18 protein-coding genes are annotated in these 18207 nt (G+C 70.5%); 6 read left to right on the forward strand and 12 right to left on the reverse strand.

Annotated elements, in window-relative coordinates; all coding sequences use genetic code 11:
* The first annotated feature begins 95 nt into the window (after positions 1-95).
* From sufT to PIQ37_RS13390, 4 genes are all read left to right on the forward strand, one after another.
* Complete coding sequence (sufT, locus tag PIQ37_RS13375) at positions 96-647, forward strand: putative Fe-S cluster assembly protein SufT (protein ID WP_017909071.1); 552 nt, start codon at positions 96-98, stop codon at positions 645-647.
* Between the two features lie 109 nt (positions 648-756).
* The gene (locus tag PIQ37_RS13380) at positions 757-1857 is read left to right on the forward strand and encodes a branched-chain amino acid aminotransferase (protein WP_010341242.1); all 1101 of its coding nucleotides are present in this window, start codon (positions 757-759) and stop codon (positions 1855-1857) included.
* A 589-nt stretch (positions 1858-2446) separates the two neighbouring features.
* On the forward strand, positions 2447-4219 hold the full coding sequence (locus tag PIQ37_RS13385) for a S8 family peptidase (protein WP_342073923.1): 1773 nt from the start codon (positions 2447-2449) through the stop codon (positions 4217-4219).
* A 379-nt stretch (positions 4220-4598) separates the two neighbouring features.
* Positions 4599-6290, forward strand: coding sequence for a S8 family peptidase (locus PIQ37_RS13390; RefSeq protein WP_342073854.1), 1692 nt, complete (start codon positions 4599-4601; stop codon positions 6288-6290).
* A 6-nt stretch (positions 6291-6296) separates the two neighbouring features.
* On the opposite strand, the gene ybaK is transcribed toward PIQ37_RS13390, so the two are convergent.
* From ybaK to wrbA, 4 genes are all read right to left on the reverse strand, one after another.
* On the reverse strand, positions 6297-6770 hold the full coding sequence (ybaK, locus tag PIQ37_RS13395; RefSeq protein WP_342073855.1) for a Cys-tRNA(Pro) deacylase: 474 nt from the start codon (positions 6768-6770) through the stop codon (positions 6297-6299).
* Between the two features lie 9 nt (positions 6771-6779).
* Positions 6780-7265, reverse strand: coding sequence for an asparaginase domain-containing protein (locus PIQ37_RS13400; protein ID WP_017909075.1), 486 nt, complete (start codon positions 7263-7265; stop codon positions 6780-6782).
* A gap of 79 nt (positions 7266-7344) precedes the next feature.
* Positions 7345-7704, reverse strand: coding sequence for a DUF2069 domain-containing protein (locus tag PIQ37_RS13405; RefSeq protein WP_342073856.1), 360 nt, complete (start codon positions 7702-7704; stop codon positions 7345-7347).
* On the reverse strand, positions 7701-8297 hold the full coding sequence (gene wrbA / locus PIQ37_RS13410; RefSeq protein WP_342073857.1) for an NAD(P)H:quinone oxidoreductase: 597 nt from the start codon (positions 8295-8297) through the stop codon (positions 7701-7703). Before wrbA ends, PIQ37_RS13405 begins: the two co-directional genes overlap by 4 nt.
* Positions 8298-8373: 76 nt before the next feature.
* Between wrbA and PIQ37_RS13415 the strand changes: the two genes are divergently transcribed.
* Together PIQ37_RS13415 and PIQ37_RS13420 are read left to right on the forward strand one after the other, a co-directional pair.
* Positions 8374-9648 (forward strand): YihY family inner membrane protein, encoded by a 1275-nt coding sequence (locus tag PIQ37_RS13415; protein WP_342073924.1) that lies wholly within the window; start codon positions 8374-8376, stop codon positions 9646-9648.
* The gene (locus PIQ37_RS13420; RefSeq protein ID WP_342073858.1) at positions 9645-10286 is read left to right on the forward strand and encodes a TlpA family protein disulfide reductase; all 642 of its coding nucleotides are present in this window, start codon (positions 9645-9647) and stop codon (positions 10284-10286) included. The genes PIQ37_RS13415 and PIQ37_RS13420 overlap by 4 nt, the downstream gene beginning before the upstream one ends.
* A 492-nt stretch (positions 10287-10778) precedes the next feature.
* Here PIQ37_RS13420 and ppk2 read toward each other — a convergent pair whose 3' ends face one another.
* From ppk2 to hemA, 8 genes are all read right to left on the reverse strand, one after another.
* Entirely contained in the window at positions 10779-11567 is a 789-nt protein-coding gene (gene ppk2, locus PIQ37_RS13425) for a polyphosphate kinase 2 (protein ID WP_342073859.1), read from the reverse strand.
* Positions 11564-11908 (reverse strand): helix-turn-helix domain-containing protein, encoded by a 345-nt coding sequence (locus PIQ37_RS13430; protein WP_017911650.1) that lies wholly within the window; start codon positions 11906-11908, stop codon positions 11564-11566. Before PIQ37_RS13430 ends, ppk2 begins: the two co-directional genes overlap by 4 nt.
* A 13-nt stretch (positions 11909-11921) precedes the next feature.
* Positions 11922-12440: a molybdenum cofactor biosynthesis protein B gene (moaB, locus tag PIQ37_RS13435; RefSeq protein ID WP_342073860.1), complete on the reverse strand. Its 519-nt coding sequence runs from the start codon at positions 12438-12440 to the stop codon at positions 11922-11924.
* A 214-nt stretch (positions 12441-12654) separates the two neighbouring features.
* Positions 12655-13263: a hypothetical protein gene (locus PIQ37_RS13440; protein WP_342073861.1), complete on the reverse strand. Its 609-nt coding sequence runs from the start codon at positions 13261-13263 to the stop codon at positions 12655-12657.
* Between the two features lie 339 nt (positions 13264-13602).
* Positions 13603-15318 carry an O-linked N-acetylglucosamine transferase, SPINDLY family protein gene (locus PIQ37_RS13445; RefSeq protein ID WP_342073862.1) on the reverse strand — a complete coding sequence of 572 codons (1716 nt, stop codon included), beginning with the start codon at positions 15316-15318 and terminating at the stop codon, positions 13603-13605.
* A 40-nt stretch (positions 15319-15358) separates the two neighbouring features.
* A complete protein-coding gene (locus PIQ37_RS13450) occupies positions 15359-15811 on the reverse strand; it encodes a GNAT family N-acetyltransferase (RefSeq protein ID WP_342073863.1) in 453 nt (150 codons plus the stop codon).
* Positions 15808-16893 (reverse strand): peptide chain release factor 1, encoded by a 1086-nt coding sequence (gene prfA / locus PIQ37_RS13455; RefSeq protein WP_342073864.1) that lies wholly within the window; start codon positions 16891-16893, stop codon positions 15808-15810. Before prfA ends, PIQ37_RS13450 begins: the two co-directional genes overlap by 4 nt.
* A complete protein-coding gene (gene hemA / locus PIQ37_RS13460; RefSeq protein ID WP_342073865.1) occupies positions 16871-18154 on the reverse strand; it encodes a glutamyl-tRNA reductase in 1284 nt (427 codons plus the stop codon). The genes prfA and hemA overlap by 23 nt, the downstream gene beginning before the upstream one ends.
* Positions 18155-18207: the final 53 nt, after the last annotated feature.

Here is an 18207-nt window from a genome sequence, read left to right on the forward strand (position 1 = left end):
TGGAGAAGGCGTACAGGATACTTCCGGCGCGCGCGCCGCGCACTCGGATAAACTGCACGACTTGCACCGGCGGGGCCTGTCCCCATATCGCCCCCATGTACTCACGCAGCAGCGAACCTGTCCAATTCGAACGCGATTGCGCCGCGGTGATGGTGCCGCAGGGCGACGCGGTGACCCTGCCCGCCGGCAGCTACGGCTATATCACCCAGGCTCTGGGCGGCAGCTACACGGTGTTCGTGGAGGGCAATCTGTTCCGCATCGCCGGCAAGGACGGCGACGCCATCGGCAAGGAGCCGCCGCCGGGGCTGGAACTGCCCGAGGACGCCGGCGACGAGCAGGTCGAAGCCCTGATCTGGCAGCAGTTGCGCACCTGCTTCGATCCCGAGATCCCGTTCAACATCGTCGATCTGGGCCTGATCTACGACGTGACCATGCACGCGCGCGAGGATGGCCAGCGCACCGTCGAGGTCAAGATGACGCTGACCGCGCCCGGCTGCGGCATGGGCGAGATCCTGGTCGACGACGTGCGCAGCAAGCTGGAGATGATCCCGACCATCGCCGAGGCCGACGTCGAGCTGGTGTTCGATCCGCCGTGGGGCCGGCATATGATGTCCGAGGCCGCGCGCCTGGAAACCGGCATGCTCTGACCCGCGCGCGACGCCTCGAGCGTCGCGACGGAGCCCGATCGGGCGCCGCCGCTGCCGTCGCCACGACGCTGCGGCCCTGGCCATCCCTCGACTACCACAGGAATTCCCGGTGTCCGCTACCGAGCCGTCCACGCAGTTCCGCCTGACCCCGTCCACCGCCGCGCGCAGCGCCGAGGCGCGCGCGCAGATCCTTGCCGCGCCGGGCTTCGGCAACTATTTCACCGACCACATGGTCGCCATCGAATGGAGCCGCGAGCAGGGCTGGCACGACGCCGAAGTGCGCGCCTACGGTCCGCTGGCGCTGGACCCGGCCGCCTCGGTGCTGCATTACGGCCAGGAGATCTTCGAAGGCATCAAGGCCTACCGCCATGCCGACGGCTCGATCTGGACCTTCCGCCCTGAGGCCAACGGCAAGCGCCTGCAGCGCTCGGCGCAGCGCCTGGCGCTGCCGGAGCTGCCGGTGGAGCTGTTCGTGGAGTCGCTGCGGCAGCTGATCGCGGTGGATGCGGCGTGGGTGCCGTCGGCGCCGGAGACCAGCCTGTATTTCCGTCCGTTCATGATTGCCAACGAGGCGTTCCTGGGCGTGCGTGCCGCGCAGAAGGCCGGCTACTACGTCATCGCCAGCCCGGCCGGTGCCTATTTCGCCAAGGGCGTGGCGCCGGTGGCGATCTGGCTGTCCACCGACTACGCGCGCGCCGCCAAGGGCGGCACCGGCGCGGCCAAGTGCGGCGGCAACTACGCCGCCTCGCTGCTGCCGCAGCAGCAGGCGCAGGCGCAGGGCTGCTCGCAGGTGCTGTTCCTCGATCCGGTCGAGGGCAAGTACATCGAGGAACTGGGCGGCATGAACGTGTTCCTGGTGATGCGTGACGGCAGCCTGGTCACCCCGGCGCTGTCGGGCAGCATCCTGGAAGGCATCACCCGCGACAGCATCCTGCAACTGGCCCGCGACCGCGGCATGCAGGTGGTGGAGCGGCAGGTGAGCATCGACGAGTGGCGCGACGGCGTGGCCTCGGGCGAGATCGCCGAGGTGTTCGCCTGCGGCACCGCCGCGGTGGTGACCCCGATCGGCCAGCTCAAGGGTAAGGACTTCGCGGTCGGCGACCTGACCGCGCCCGCCGGTCCGGTGACGCTGTCGCTGCGCCAGGAACTCACCGATATCCAGTACGGCCGCGTGGCCGACCGCCACGGCTGGCTGGTGCGGCTGGGCTGAGCCGAACGCCCAACGCTGGGGCGGCTGTCGGCCGCCCTGGCGAATGGACCTCATGCCCGGTGGGTATGGTCCGACATGGTGGCGTCGGCCATTGCAGGCGACGTCCGCGCTGGTGCGCCGGGGCGTGCGATGTGTCGCCGCCCCTTCTCCGCGCCGCGCCTTCCCGACTTCCGGGAGTCCGCTCCCCGGACATTCCGTGTCCGTTCCGATGTGTGGCGCCGCCTTACAGGCGACCTTTGTCGTCTGTATCCACTGTCTCCTTTTCTTGTCCCGAGTGTCGCGCGGGAGCCAAAAATCTGCCCCTGATTTGCCAAGTCTGGCGTCTTTCCATGCTGCATTGCAGCAAAAATGAGGTGCAGTTCTCTATGTGACATCGACGTTCATTGCATTTCGTCGTTTTGTACAACGGATTTCCGTCACACCCTGCTCCATACGCGCTTGTACTGAGCTAGCGTCGATGAATGGTCGGTAACACGCCATCCGACCGGGCTCGCAATGCACGCCAGGTTCAGGTTTCGACCGGACCGGTGCGGCGCGGAACACCGCCATCAGGCGGCTACTCAACCGAAAGGAAGTCCGAATGTCCGAAATGTCGCATCGTGGGTCGCGCCAGCGTCCGTGGCTGGTCGTGCTTGGCGCCTCCGCTCTCACCTCGCTGCTGTTGGCCACCCCAGCCTTCGCCGGTGACGTGAACCTCTCCGGTCTGTCTTCCGAACCGACCGTGCAGCGCTTCATCGTCAAGACCCGCGATGCCGCGCCGGTCAGCATCTCCAGCGCGTCCGCCGCCGCTGCGGCGCCCTCGGCGGCGCTGCGCGCGACGCTGCAGTCGGCCGCCGCCGTGCTGCCGGCCAAGAACGGCCGCGCGCTCGGCCTGACAAGCCTGCGCCGCCTGGCGGTGGGTCCGGAAGTGGTCAAGGCCAGCCGTCCGCTGGACCGCGCCGAGGCCGAGACGCTGATGCGGCAGATCGCCGCCGACCCGAACGTCGAGTACGTCGAGGTCGACCAGCGCATGACCATCGCGCTGACGCCGAACGATCCGCGCCTGGGCGACCAGTGGGCCTTCGGCACCACCAACGCCGGCATCAACGTGCGCTCGGCCTGGGACAAGGCCAGCGGCGACGGCGTGGTCGTGGCGGTGATCGACACCGGCATCACCAGCCACCCGGACCTCAACGCCAACGTCCTGCAGGGCTACGACTTCATCAGCGACGCGGATTCGGCGCGCGACGGCAACGGCCGCGACAGCAACCCGGCCGACGAAGGCGACTGGGCCGCTGCCGGCGAGTGCTACTCCGGTTCGCCCGCCTCCAATTCCAGCTGGCACGGCACCCATGTGGCCGGCACCATCGCCGCGGTCACCAACAACGGCACCGGCGTGGCCGGCACCGCGTTCAAGGCCAAGATCCTGCCGGTGCGCGTGCTCGGCAAGTGCGGCGGCTACACCTCCGACATCGCCGATGCGATCACCTGGGCCTCCGGCGGCACCGTCAGCGGCGTGCCGACCAACACCACCCCGGCCGAAGTGATCAACATGTCGCTGGGCGGCAGCGGCACCTGCTCGAGCACCTACCAGAACGCCATCAACGGCGCGGTCAGCCGCGGCACCACGGTGGTGGTGGCGGCGGGCAACAGCTCGACCAACGTGTCCAGCTCGGTGCCGGCCAACTGCAACAACGTGATCGCGGTGGCGGCGACCACCTCGTCGCGGGCCAAGGCCAGCTACTCGAACTACGGCGCGGGCATCGACATCTCCGCGCCGGGCTCGAACATCCTGTCCACGCTCAACGACGGCACCACCACCCCGGGCAACCCGAGCTACGCCTCGTACAACGGCACCTCGATGGCGACCCCGCACGTGGCCGGCGTGGTCGCGCTGATGCAGTCGGTGGCGCCGACCGCGCTGACCCCGGCGCAGGTGGAAAGCACCATCAAGAACACCGCCGCCAGCTTCTCCTGCTCGCAGGGTTGCGGCGCCGGCCTGCTCGATGCCAACGCGGCGGTCACCGCGGCGTTGAACGGCGGCAGCAGCGGTGGTGGCGGTGGCGGCGGCAGCAGCAACGAACTGCAGGACGGCGTGGCGGTCACCAACCTCAGCGCCAATAGCGGTTCCTCGCTGAACTACACGGTCAAGGTGCCGTCCGGCGCCAGCAGCCTGGTGGTCACCACCTCCGGCGGCAGCGGCGATGCCGACCTGTACGTGCGTTTCGGCAGCGCGCCGACCGATTCGGCCTACGACTGCCGTCCGTACAAGAACGGCAACAACGAGAGCTGCACCTTCAACTCCCCGCAGGCCGGCACCTACTACGTGCGGGTGAAGGCGTACAGCACGTTCTCCGGCGTCAGCCTGAAGGCCGACTACTGAGGCACTCCGTCGCGGCGGCCGCGCCATGGCCGCCGCGCACCTCCCGGTGCCGGATCGCAGCGGTCGGCCAGGACGCCGCCGCCGCCACTCTCGGTCGCCCCGCGCTTCGGCGCGGGGCTTTTTTGTTGGTGCCGCGTCCGCGTCCGGCTGCCCTGGCCCGGTCGTCTTGATGCACTCCGCAGCCGGGCTCGTTGCCGATCACAGATCTGCACATTGCGCCGCTCGCGCCCTCTCCCCGACCCGCGCCTTGCCGCTATCCGCAGTGCAGGACCGTCCTGCGGCTGTCGCGTACGCGGTGGCCGTGGCCTGCACCGCCAGGTTCGACCCTGCGCGGTGGACGGCCGACTGCGCCATGTGTACAGCCCGGGGGGGGAGTCTCATGTTCAAGTACAGCGTGCTTCGGCGCCGCAGCGCCGCGTGCCTTTTGCTGCTGGCGGCCGCCGGCACCGCCGCTGCCGGCGAGATCGGACTGCAGGCGCTGGCGACGACGCCGAATCCACAGCGTTTCATCGTCACCTATCGCGATGGCGCCGCGCCTGCGCTGGCCTCGCGCGCGGCACCGCTGGTGGAGGCTGCGCGCATGTTGCCGGCCCGGCGCGGCCGTGCCCTCGGCCTGGCATCGTTGCGGCGCCTGGCGACCGGTGCCGACGTCATCGCCGCCGATCGCAGCCTGGATCGCGTCGAGGCGGAAACGCTGATGCGGCGCCTGGCCGCCGATCCGGCCGTCGCGCGCGTGGAGGTCGATATGCTGTTGCGCCCCCTGCTGGTCCCGAACGATCCTGGCCTGTCCCAACAATGGGCGTTCGGAACCGGTACGGCGGCGATCAATGTGCGCCCGGCCTGGGATCTGGCAACTGGCAAGGGCGTGGTGGTCGCAGTGCTCGATACCGGCATCACCGCACATCCGGATCTGGCCGCGAACGTGTTGCCGGGCTACGACTTCATCAGCGATCCCCTGGTGGCCGGCGATGGCGGCGGCCGCGACCGTGACGCCGCCGATCCGGGCGATGGCTATCCCGCCAATACCTGCGGTGCCGGTACGCCGGCGGCGAGTTCGAGTTGGCACGGCACGCATGTGGCCGGCACCATCGCCGCGGTCACCAATAATGCCGCCGGTGTCGCCGGCGTCGCCTTCAACGCGAAGCTGCTGCCGGTGCGCGTGCTGGGTAAATGCGGTGGTTATCTCTCCGATGTCGCCGACGCCATCGTCTGGGCGTCCGGCGGCGCCATCGCCGGCGTTCCCGCCAACCCGACGCCGGCGCAGGTCATCAATCTGTCGCTGGGTGCCGCCGGAAGCTGTTCGCCGACGATGGCAGGGGCGATCGCGAGTGCGGTTGCGCGCGGGACCAGCGTCGTCGTCGCTGCGGGCAACAGCAGCAGCGATGTCGCCGGCAGCGTGCCCGCCAACTGTCCGAACGTGATCGCGGTGGCCGCGACCACTTCCGCCGGCGCCCGTGCCAGTTTTTCCAACTATGGGGCGGGCGTGGACATTGCCGCTCCCGGACAGGGCATCCTGTCCACCCTCAATACCGGCACGCTGGGGCCGGGGGCGCCGGCGTATGCGTCCTACAGCGGCACCTCGATGGCGGCGCCGCACGTGGCCGGCGTCGCCGCGCTGGTGCTGTCGGCAGCGCTGAATCCGCTGACGCCGGCGGTACTGGAGGCGCGGCTGAAGGCCACCGCCAGCCCGCTGCCGGTGGCGTGCACCGCCGGCTGCGGTGCAGGGCTGGTCAACGCGGGGGCGGCGGTGATGGCGACAGTGAAGGCGCAGACGCTGGTGCGTGGCGTGCCGCTGGGAAACCTGTCGCTCAAGGCGGGAACGTCGCTGTACTACCAGATCACCGTGCCCGCCGGCACGTCGGCGCTGACGCTGGCCCTGAGCGGCGGCAGCGGCAATGCCGATCTGTACCTGCGCGCGGGCGGCCTGCCGACCGATACCGCGTACGGTTGCCGCTCGGTCGCCGCCGGGACCACCGAGCGCTGCACGCTGACCTTGCCGGCCGGGCTCTATTACGTGCGCATCAAGGCGGTCACCGCGGTGGCGGGCGTGAGTGCGACCGCGAGTTACTGACGCGCCTCACTCGCACAGATCGCAGGCGCGCGCCTGCAGCGCGTCGAGCACCTGCGCGGTCTCCATTTCCAGCAGCAGGCCGCGCTGCCCGGCGTTGAACCAGACGCTGCCTGCGCCCAGTGCCGTTTGCTCGATCAGCACCGGCGCCGGCCGCTGCTGGCCCAGCGGACTGATGCCGCCGACCTTGTAGCCGGTGCGGCGCTCGGCCTCGGCGGCCTCCATCATCCGCGCCGCCTTGCCGCCCGCGGCGGCGGCCAGTTTCTTCAACTGCACGCGGCGGTCGGACGGGACCACCACGCAGACCGCGCGCGTGTCGACCCAGGCCATCAGGCTCTTCAGCACCCGCTCCGGCGGCAGGCCCAGCGCCTGTGCGGCCTGCAGGCCCTTGGCGCCGGCCTCGGCTTCGTAGTCGTAGGGATGCAGCCGGTAGACGATGCCGGCCGCATCCAGCGCCTTGGTTGCGCGCGTGGCCTTGGACATCGTCGCTGCTCAGGCCGCTTCGAAGCGGTTCGCCGCCACGTTCTTGCGCACCTTCTGCGGGTCCCAGATGCGCCCGTTCATGGCGATGTAGACGCCGGCCGGCAGCGACTGCACCGCGCCGACCGCACAGCCGATGTTGAACTCGGCGTCGGAGCCGCGGAAGCGCGCCGGGTTCAGCGCACCGGTCATCACGATGGTCTTGCCCTCGATCGCCTGCAGCACCTTGCCGGTCTGCACCATCGAGTCGGTGCCGTGGGTGATCAGCACGTGGCGCGCGGACTGCGCGGCGATGGTGGCGCGGATCAGCTCGCGGTCTTCGTCGGTGATGTGCAGCGAATCCTTGCGGATGATCGGGATCACCGTGAAGCGGAAGGTCACGCCCAGTTCCTTGAGGATCTGGCCGATCTGCGGGTCGCCGATCTGGTAGTCGGACTTGTCGTCGAAGTAGATCTTGTCGATCGTGCCGCCGGTGGTGACGATCAGGAGTTCTTCCATTGCCGTTCCTAGAAGCATGTCGGGACGCGGCCGTGGCCGCGCAGGCCGTCCATGATACCGGGCGCGGCGGGATGGCCGCTCAGTCGCGGCCGGCCGCGCCGCGGCGACGGGCGAAGCGTGCGCGGATGCCCGGGGCGCTGGACAGGCCCACCACCAGCAGCGCTAGCAGCAGTTCCGCCCAGCCGTAGCCACGCTGTGGCGGGTGGCTCCAGGCGGTCATCACGCCGTGGCTGAACCACAGCAGCGCGCCGACGCCGCTCCAGAATCGTGCCACTGCCGAGCCGCGCAGCACGCCTACGGCGAGCAGCAGCGGCGGCAGCGCGAACACCAGCAGGGCGGCGAGACGGTGGCGATCGTCGTGGAACCAGGCCGCGAACAGCGCCGCCAGCGCCAGCAGCGTCGCCCCCAGCGCCACCCGCAGGCGCCCGCCGCCGCTCATGGCGCCGCCAGTCGCTGCGCGATGTCGGCCAGGCGCCGGCCGAGCGCGCGCGCCAGGTGCGCTTCTTCCTCGCTGGGCTGCGGATCATCTTCCGCGCCGGCGACGTGGCTGGCGCCGTACGGCGTGCCGCCGCTGCGGGTGCTGCTGAGCAGCGGTTCGGTGTAGGGAATGCCGACGATCAGGCAGCCGTGGTGCAGCAGCGGCAGGTGCATCGAAAGCAGGGTGGCTTCCTGGCCGCCGTGCAGCGACGCGGTGGAGGTGAACACCGCCGCCGGCTTGCCGGCCAGCGTGCCGCTGGCCCAGTCGGTGCCGAGCCCGTCGATGAAGTGCTTGACCGGCGCGGCCATGTTGCCGAAGCGGGTCGGGCTGCCCAGCGCCAGGCCCACGCACTCGCGCAGGTCGCTGGCGTCCACGTACGGCGCGCCGCTGTCGGGCACCGGCGGTGCGCTGGTCTGGGTGACCGCCGCCACCGGCGGCACGGTGCGCAGGCGCGCGGCCATGCCCGGCACCTCGCCGACGCCGCGCGCGATCTGCCGCGCCAGGCGCGCCACCGAGCCGCCACGGCTGTAGTACAGGACCAGAATCTCGGCCATGCGGCCCTCTCGTGGATCGAAACGACCGCCAGTATCGACGATGCCGGCGTCCATGCGCATCGGGTACCCTTGCCCGATGCAGCCGCTGGACACCGTCAATCTCTGGGCCGATCGCCTGCGCGACCGCGCGCGCATGCGCAGCTTCGCCGGCTTCCTGTGGCGGCGCTTCCTCGACGACCGCCTGTTCCAGGCCGCGGCCTCGCTGGCCTACACCACCATCTTCGCGCTGGTGCCGCTGGCGGTGGTGGTGTTCGGGGTGCTGTCGGCGTTCCCGGTGTTCGACAAGTGGAGCGACCAGCTCAGCGACTACATCTTCTCCAACTTCGTGCCGGCCGCGGCGCGCTCGGTGGAGGCCTACCTGCGGCAGTTCTCGGCCAGCGCCGGACAACTGACCACCGCCGGCGTGATCGCGCTGGTGGTCTCGCTGCTGATCACCCTCAACAGCGTCGAGCAGACCTTCAACCAGATCTGGCGGGTGGTGTCGGCGCGGCCGCAGCTGACCCGCTTCCTGGTGTACTGGACCGTGCTGACCCTCGGCGCGCTGCTGGCCGCGGCCTCGCTGGCGGTGTCGGCGCGGTTCTTCGCGCTGCCGCTGTTCAAGACCAGCGAGGGCCGGCTGCTGGCACAGGTGGTGCTGAGCGTGGCGCCGGTGCTGATCGAATTCGTCTGCATCACCCTGGTGTACCGGGTGGTGCCGCACCACACGGTCAAGCTGCGCCATGCGGTGCCGGGTGCACTGCTGGCGGTGCTGCTGCTGGAACTGGTGAAGTGGGGCCTGAGCCTGTACCTGGGCAGCTTCCAGTCGTACCAGCGCATCTATGGCACGGTCGCGTTTGTGCCGATCTTCCTGCTGTGGATCTACCTGAGCTGGATCGCGATTTTGCTCGGCGCCTCGGTGTCCTCGTCGATCGCCGCCTTCCGCTACCAGCCGGCCTCGATGCGCCTGCCGGCGGGCTATGAGATCTACGGCCTGCTGCGCCTGCTCGGCCGCTTCGCGCAGGCGCGCAGGCAGGGCAGGGGGCTGCAGGAGGACCAACTCCTGGAACTGGAGCCGATGCTGACCGATTCGCTGGTGCAGGAACTGCTGTGCGAGTTGGAACGCATCCGCCTGCTCAGCCGAACCGAGCAGGGCGACTGGATGCTGGCCCGCGACCTGAGCGACGTGCCGGTGGCCGAGTTGTACGAGAATTGCCAGCTGCGCATCCCTGTCGTCGAGACCTATCTGCCGTGCCGCGACGACGCCCTGGGCCAGGCGGCGTGCCGCGCGCTGGACGAACTGCGCCTGCCGTTGCGCGACGTGCTCAAGCGTCGCGTTGGCGACCTCTACACCGAGATTGGAGACCTTGCATGACCGCCATGCGCCTGCTGTTCCCGCTGTTCGCCGCTGCCGCCTTGCTGGCCGGGTGCGATCGCCAGCCCACGCCCAAGCCGGCCGACGGCGCCGCGACCCCGGCGTCGTCCACCGCGCCCAAGGCGCCGCCCGCCCCGGCAGCGCCGGAGGCGCCCGCCGCGCCGGCGGCCGGGCCGTCCGTGGTGCAGGAGACCCGCCCCGAGCCGACCCTGAAGATGAAGGCGGTGGACGGCCGCGAGTACGATCTGGCCGCGCACCGCGGGCAGTGGGTGGTGGTGAACTTCTGGGCCACCTGGTGCGCGCCGTGCCTGAAGGAGATGCCGGAACTGTCGGCGCTGCACGTGATGCGTGACAACATCGAAGTAGTGGGCCTGGCCTACGAGGACATCGAGCCGGCGGAGATGCAGGCGTTCCTCAAGCAGCATCCGGTCGCCTACCCGATCGTCATCGTCGACACCTATGCCCCGCCTGCCGACTTCGCCACCCCGCGCGGCCTGCCGATGACCTACCTGATCGCGCCCGACGGCAAGCTCGCCAAGCAGTTCCTGGGGCCGGTCACCGCCCACGACATCGAAACCGCGATCGCCGCCGCCGGTGGCCCGGCGCCCGGGCAGGGCAAGGGGAAGGCGGCGGGGTGAGGGTTCGGGCTAGGCGGCGTGGCCGCCGCCTGGGATTGGGCATTCGGGATTGGCGATTGGGGATTGGAAGGCGCGCTTCCGTGCGTGCGGAAGCGCCATCAGGTCGCCATCAGGTCGCCATCAGATCGCCGTCGAATCGCTATCGAATCGCCGTAGGAGCGGCTTCAGCCGCGACCCGGAAGGCTGACGATGATGGTGCCGCGGCTAAACCCGACCTCCATCCGATGCGTCCGGAACGGCGCGCAGTCCTTGTGGGAGGGACTTCAGTCCCGACGCCTTGCGCGACGGGAGGAGGGGATGGCTTCGCTCGTCGCGGCTGAAGCCGCTCCTACGATGGTCTCGGCTCGTACACCAACAAACAGGCGTCTTTCGCTGTAGGAGCGGCTTCAGCCGCGAAGCACTATCCCTGGAATGGGTGTGGGTACCGCGCCCAGCGAGGCGCGGTCGCAAGGCGACGACTGCGCGCCCCAGGCTTCACCCAATCCCCACTCCCTAATCCCCACTCCCCGCCTCATACGACGGAATCGGCTGCAGCAGTCCGAACTTTTCCTTGTGCAGCTTCTGCTTCAGCGGCGGCAGCTCCAGGTCCGGTTCGTGCAGGCGGGTTTCCGGCAATTGGTCGAGCAGGTGCCGGATCAGGGTCAGGCGGCCGCGCTTCTGGTCGTTGAAGTCGACCAGGGTCCACGGCGCATAGTCGCGGTGGGTGGCTTCCAGCATCGCCTCACGGGCGCGGGTGTAGTCGGCGTACTGGCTGCGCGACTTCAGGTCCACCGGCGACAGCTTCCAGCCCTTCAACGGGTCGTGCAGGCGCTCGGCGAAGCGCTTTTCCTGCTGCGCCTGGTCCACGCACAGCCAGTACTTGAACAGGCGGATGCCATCGTCCACCAGCAACTGCTCGAATAGCGGAGTCTGGCGCAGGAAGGCGTGGTACTCGGCATCGCTGCAGTAGCCCATGACCCGCTCCACGCCGGCGCGGTTGTACCAGCTGCGGTCCATCAGCACGATCTCGCCGGCGGCCGGCAGATGCGCGATGTGACGCTGGAAATACCACTGCGTGGCTTCGCGGTCGGTCGGCTTGGGCAGGGCGACCACGCGGCACTGGCGCGGGTTCAGATGTTCGGCGATGGCCTGGATCGCGCCGCCCTTGCCGGCGGTGTCGCGGCCTTCGAACAGCACCAGCACGCGCTCGCCGCTGTGCTGCACCGCCTGCGCCATCGCGGTCAGTTCCAGTTGCAGCGGCTGCATCAGGGCCTTGTACTGCTTGCGCTTGAGATGGCTCATTTGCTGCTCCGCTTGCGGGTGCCGGTGCCGGCCATGCTGCGCGCCACTTCCAGCAGCGCGCCCTGCTGGCGGGTGTCGAGGGCGCGGTAGGCCTGCAGCAGATCGTGTTCGCCGCGGGTGCGTGCCGGGTCCAGTTGGCTGGCCAGTTCGCCGAGCAGCGCGCCGGCGGGCACGCCGAAGGTGCGTGCCAGGGCGGTGAGCTGGGCGCGTCCGGGCAGCTTTTCGCCCGCCATCCAGGCCTTGACCGTGGCCGCGCCGGCGCGCGGGATGGCCGCGGCGATGTCCGCGGCGCTCATGCCGCTGGCCTTGGCCAGCAGGCGCAACGTGGTGTCCAGGGGCATGCGGGAGTCCAGGTCATTCCTTCAGCCGCGGGCGCAGCGTGGCCAGATTGCAGGGGCGGGTGCGGGCGTCCAGCTGCGCAGCGATGATCCGCTCCCAGGCCGTGCGGCAGGCCGAGGTGGAGCCGGGCAGGCAGAACAGGAAGGTGGCGTTGGCCAGGCCGGCGAAGGCGCGCGACTGCAGCGAGGAGGTGCCGATCTCCTCGACGCTGATCGCGCGGAACAGTTCGCCGAACCCCGGCATCTGCTTGTCCAGCAGCGGCAGCAGCGCCTCGGGCGTGGAATCGCGGCCGGTGAAGCCGGTGCCGCCGGTGACCAGGATGCCGTCCACCTCCGGATCGGCGATCCAGGCCGAGACCGTGGCGCGCATCCGGTAGCGGTCGTCCGGCAGCAGTTCCCGTGCGTGCAGGCGATGGCCGACGCCGCCGAGCGCGGCGACCAGATAGTCGCCGGAGCTGTCCTGGTCGAGGGTACGCGTGTCCGAGACGGTCAGCACGCACAGGTTCAAGGCAATGAAGTCGGCGTTGGCGGTCATGCCGGCAGCCTAGCGGCTCGCCCGGTCGGCGTACAGCCTGGGCGTGTTGGCGCTTCAGCCGCGGCTACGGCGGGGTTAGCGCGTTGTCGCGGACGACGGCAATCGGGGCGCTTCGGGCCGCCGAAGTGTGCGCCTGGGCGTGTTGGTCGCGCGCTGAAACCGCCGCCCTGCGGGGAGTTGCGTCCGCGCACGTTGCTGGCGCGCGACTGTCGATTCAGGCGTGGAGGTGGGCCGGGGTCGCGCCGTCGCATGGCAGGACCAGGGTACGTGGCCGGAAGCGGCGGACGCTGGCGGCACGATCGGCGGCCAGCGGCAGGCGCTCGGGTTCGCGCTGCAGGGCGCGTCGCTGTGCCTCCGCACTCTGCCACTCGGTGCATTCGAGCAGGGTGCGGCCGTCGTCGGACAGGTACAGGTGCGCGGCGATCAGGCCGCGCAGCGCATGCGCGCCATCCTGCAGGGCGGCGAAGGCGGCATCGGCGCGGTCCTGCGCCTGCGCGCCATTGCGGGTCGGGACGCGCGTCATCACCACGCAGGACGCTGCCCGGTGCGGATCGGATACGCCGCTGCGGATGCGCCGGTAGCGCCGCAGCGTCCGCCGCAGCGCCGGCAGGCGTGCGCGCAGCAGTCCATGCAGCGCTGGCGCCGCGTCGCAGCAGCAGCGCGCGTACAGCAGGTCGGGGGCATCGCCCAGCGATTCCATCCAAGTCAGGGCAGGCAGCCGGTGGTCGCACAGGCCGCGCATGCAGTCGAGCAGCGCGGCGCGATCCGGAAGGGGGGATTCGGCGAGCAGCATGCTGCGCACGGGGGCGGAAGGAGCGGGCATCGGAATCGGGAGCGGCAGCGACATTGCGGGGTCTGCACGAGGAGCGTGCGCGCAGTGTCTGACCTCAAGTTCACTTGAGGTCAAGCGCTTCGGGAGCTCGACTTGCACGCTGGTGACTGTGCAGATGCGCCTCACGGGCGGCCGTTGGCTGCGTCGCTGCGCCGCTGCGACCTGCAGCCACCACTGTGCGCCATGACATGAGCGCGCTCGGCGACGGCAGACGGCGATGCGGGTGTACGTGCGCTGATGCCGATGGCGACGTTGACTGGCGATACCTCGCCACGCCGTCCGTTGCTCGATGTGCCGCCACGGACTTGTGGCACATCCGCAAGTGATCGATCAGGTCGGGGCCGCGCCTTCCCAGCCATGGCGCGAAGCGGTGTCGCGCAGCAGCGCGGCGAAGTCGTCGGCGAAGCCTTGCATGTCGAACAGGCCGCTGTCCGCGCGCCGCGCCTGCAGCCGCTCGCGCAGCGCCTGCAGCGCCGCGGGATCGCGCCCCAGGCGCACCGCGGTGGCGACGAACGCTGCGTCGTCGGCGGCATTCATGTCATCCAGGCCGAGATGATGGTTGAGGCTGCCGGCCACGCGTGCGGCGAAGGTGCTGCCGGGGCAGGTCAGCACCGGGCAGCCGGCCCACAAGGCATCGGAGGCGGTGGTGTGGGCGTTGTACGGATGCGTGTCCAGGAATAGGTCGGCATGTCGGTAGCGCGCCAGATAGTCTGGGTGCGCCAGCTTGGGCATGAAGCGCAGGCGCGTCGGTGCCACGTCGGCCGCGGCGGCGGCGGCGCGCAGTCGGTCATCGGCCTGGCCCGGGCCGGACAGCAGCCACAGCACGCTGTCCGGCACCTGTCGCAGCACCTCCAGCATCCGCGCCATGCTGCGCGGGCCGAGCTTGTAGCTGTTGTTGAAGCAGCAGAACACGGTGCCGTGCTCGGGCAGGCCGCAGTCGCGGCGCGTGGGCGGGGTGCCGATAGGGCGGGTGTCGTCGGACGGCTGGAACGCGCGCGGCAGCCGCAGCACCCGCTCGCTGTAGTGCGCGGCCAGCGCCGGCGGCAACGCGTAGGCATCGCCGACCACGTAGTCGATCCAGGGGGCGCCGGAGGTGCCGGGGTAGGCCAGCCAGTTCACCTGCACCGGCGCCGGGCGCAGCGCCAGCACTTCCGGCGTGCCGCCGCCGCCCCAGCCGCGCAGATCGAACAGCAGGTCGATGCCGGTATCGCGGATGCGCTGGGCGATCTGCCGATGCGGCTGCCCGGCCACGTCGTGCCAGGCACGTGTAGCCGCCTGCAGGCGCGCGCGGAGCGCGCTGCGGTCGTCGCCGTTGAGCGCGAACAGGTGCACCTGCAGGTCGGCATGCGCGCGCAAGTGCTCGAACAGGGCGACGGTCAGCAGGCCGGTCGGATGCGCGCCGAAGCCGTTGGACAGGAAGCCGACGCGCAGCGGGCCATCGCCGCGCACCTGCGCAGCGGGCAGTGGTGCGAGGGAGCGCGCCAGCGCCTGGGCGCGGTTGCGTGCGCAGCGCAGTTGTTCTTCCGCGCCCGCGTCCTCGTTGAGAAAGGCGAACGGTTCGATCGCCGGGTGTCCCTGTCGCACCGCGCTGCGCACCTGCTGCGACAGCGCGTCCAGTCCGCGCCAGTCGCACAGCTTGCGGCGCCAGTTCAGCAGGTAGGCGGCGATCGACGGTTCCTGCGGCAGCAAGGCGTGCGCATGCGCATAGGCCTGTGCCGCGGCTTCCGCCTCGCCATTGTCTTCCAGGGCGTGGCCCAGCCACACCGCGATGCCCGGGTGCTGCGGCGCTTGCCGAAGTGCCTCGCGCAATGCCTGCGCTGCGTCGGCATGACGACCCTGGGTCCAGCGCACCCGGCCCAGCCGCGCCAGCGCCTCCGGATGCCCCGGGCGCAACTGCAGCGCTCGCACGGCGGCCTGTTCGCCGGCCGCCACCGCGCCAGCGCCGAGTTCGGCGTCGGCGAGCATCACCCAGGCCAGGAAATCCTGCGGATCGCGCCGCACCGCGGCCTGCAGTTGCAGGCGTTCGTCGGCGCCGCCGCCGTTCATGCGGCCGTGGCGGCCGCGACCGATCGCGGGCGGTGCACGTTCACGGCACCAGCGCCTTGACGTAGTGCTGCGCGCCTAGGTCCTGCTGCCAGCCACAGGCGCGGTAAAGAGCCTGCGCGGAGAGGTTGTCCTGCGCCGTCTCCAGCACGATGCGCGCTGCGCCATCGTCCGCGGCGTAGCGTTCGGCGGCATGCAGCAGCGCCTGCGCCACGCCGTGGCGGCGGTGCGCAGGCGCCACGTACAGATCGTTGAGGATCCACAGCCGCGCCGCCCGCACCGAGGAGAAGGACGGATACAACTGCACGAAGCCGGCGGCCTGCGCATCGCGCTCGGCCAGCAGCACCACCGACTCGGCGTTGGCCAGGCGCGCGGCCAGGAACGCGTACGCGGTCGCCGCGTCCGGCGCCTGCCCATAGAACTGCCGGTAGGCATCGAACAGGGTTGCCAGCGCCGGCAGGTCGTGCGCATCGGCCTGGCGCACGCGCACGCTCATGGGCTGTCGCTCAGGCGCGCCAGTTCGTCGACCTGATGCTCGTGGCTCAGGCGTCCGATCAGCGCATCCAGGTCGCCCTCGATCACGTTCGGCAGGTCGTACAGCGTCAGGCCCTCGACGCGGTGATCGGTGATGCGGCCCTGCGGGAAGTTGTAGGTGCGGATGCGCTGGCTGCGGTCGCCGCTGCCGACCTGCAGCTTGCGGTCCTGCGCCTCGGCCGCAGCCTGCTTGCTGCGCTCGGCCTCCAGCAACTGCGCCTTGAGCCGCTTCAGCGCCTTGTCGCGGTTGGCATGCTGGCTGCGCTCGGTCTGGCACTCCACCACCACGCCGCTGGGCACATGGGTGATGCGGATCGCCGACTCGGTCTTGTTGACGTGCTGGCCGCCGGCGCCGGAGGAGCGGAAGGTGTCGATCTTCAGGTCGGCCGGGTTGATCGCGATCTCCTCCACGTCGTCGGCCTCGGGAATGATCGCCACCGTCGCGGCGGAGGTGTGGATGCGGCCCTGCGACTCGGTCGCCGGCACGCGCTGCACGCGGTGCGTGCCGGATTCGAACTTGAGCTTGGAGTAGGCGCCGCGGCCGACGATGCGCGCCACGACCTCCTTGTAGCCGCCGTGCTCGCCGGGGCTGTCCGATTCCACCTCCACCTTCCAGCCCTGGCGTTCGGCGTAGCGCGCATACATGCGGAACAGGTCGCCGGCGAAGATCGCCGCCTCGTCGCCGCCGGTGCCGGCACGCACTTCCAGGAACAGGTTGCCGTCGTCGCGCGGGTCGCGCGGCACCAGCAGCAGCGCCAGTTCCGCGTCCAGTTCGGCCAGGCGCGCCTGCGCGGCGGCGATTTCCTCCTCGCCCAGTTCGCGCAGTTCCGGATCGGCGCGCATCGCCTCGGCCGAGGCCAGGTCGGCCTTGGCCGCGGCCTCGGCGGCCAGCGCGGCGGCGACCGGCTCCAGTTGCGCGAACTCGCGCGAGTAATCGCGGAAGCGGGTGTTGTCGCTCACCACCTCGGGGTCGGACAGCAGGCGTTCGAGTTCTTCGCGACGCTCGGCCAGCGCCTCCAGCTTACGGCGCAGGGTCGGTGTCATCGGTCTTCAGGATCGGGTGGAAATAGCCCGGCTTTTCCGGGAACAGGCGCTCGGCGGCGCGGGCCAGGTCGGCGTCGCCGCGCAGCGCCGCCTCGCGCAGCGCGGCGGTGGGCGGATGCAGCAGGCGGTTGGTCAGGGTGTTGGCGAGAAATTCCAGCACCTCGTCGGCAGGCTTGCCGTGCGCCAACTGCTGCCGCGCCTTGGCCAGCACGTCGTCGCGGGTGCTGTCGCCGTGCGCGCGCAGACGCTTGAGCGGCGCCTGCCGGGTGCTGGCCTGCAGTGCCTCCATGTAGCGCACGACCTGCAGGTCGATGATCGCCTCGGCCGCCTCGGCGGCCTCGCGGCGGCCGCGGCGGTTGTCCTCGACCGCGCGCTCCAGGTCGTCGACGGTGTACAGGTAGGCGTCGGCCAGGTCGGCCACGCCGGCCTCGATGTCGCGCGGCACCGCCAGGTCGAACAGCAGCATCGGCTTGTGCTTGCGTGCGCGCAGCGCCTGCTCGACCTGCGCCCGCGTCACCACCGGCTCGCGCGCGGCGGTGGCCGAGAACACCACGTCGGCCTCGTGCAGGTGGCGCTCCAGCTCGCTCAGCGGCAGCGCCACGCCGCCGTGGCGGCTGGCCAGTTCCTGCGCATGGGTGAGTGTGCGGTTGGCGATCAGCAGGCGCCGCACGCGGCCCTCGCTGAGATGCTTGGCGGCCAGCTCGATGGTCTCGCCGGCGCCGACCAGCAGCACGGTGGATTCGCTGAGCCGGGCGAAGGAGCTCTGCGCCAGGCGTACCGCGGTGGAGGCGACCGAGACCGGATTGGCCCCGACCCGGGTGTCGGTGCGCGCGCGCTTGGCGACCGAGAAGGTCTGCTGGAACAGCCGGTCCAGACGGCTGCCCATCGCCCCATGCTCGCGCGCCAGCGACCAGGCGTCCTTCACCTGGCCGAGGATCTGCGGTTCGCCCAGCACCATCGAGTCCAGCCCGGTGGCGACCCGGAACAGGTGCCGCACCGCGTCGGCGTCCTGGTGCTGGTACAGATAGCCGTGCAGGCCGGCGGCATGCGAGTCCAGCCAGTCGGCCAGGTGCTGCGCATCGCCGGCGATGGCGTACAGCTCGGTGCGGTTGCAGGTGGACAGCAGCGCCGCCTCGGCGACGTCGGGCAGCCCGCGCAGCGATTGCAGCGCGCGCGGCAATGCGTCGCCGGCGAATGCCACCCGTTCGCGCAGGTCGACCGGCGCGGTCTGGTGGTTCAATCCGAGCACCCACAACGTCATCTGTTCAGTTGCTTGCGATAAGCTGCTGGCCATTCAGGGCCCCATTTTACGGC

The sequence above is a fragment of the Xanthomonas protegens genome (assembly GCF_038442435.1).
Taxonomy (GTDB): Bacteria; Pseudomonadota; Gammaproteobacteria; order Xanthomonadales; family Xanthomonadaceae; genus Xanthomonas_A; species Xanthomonas_A sontii.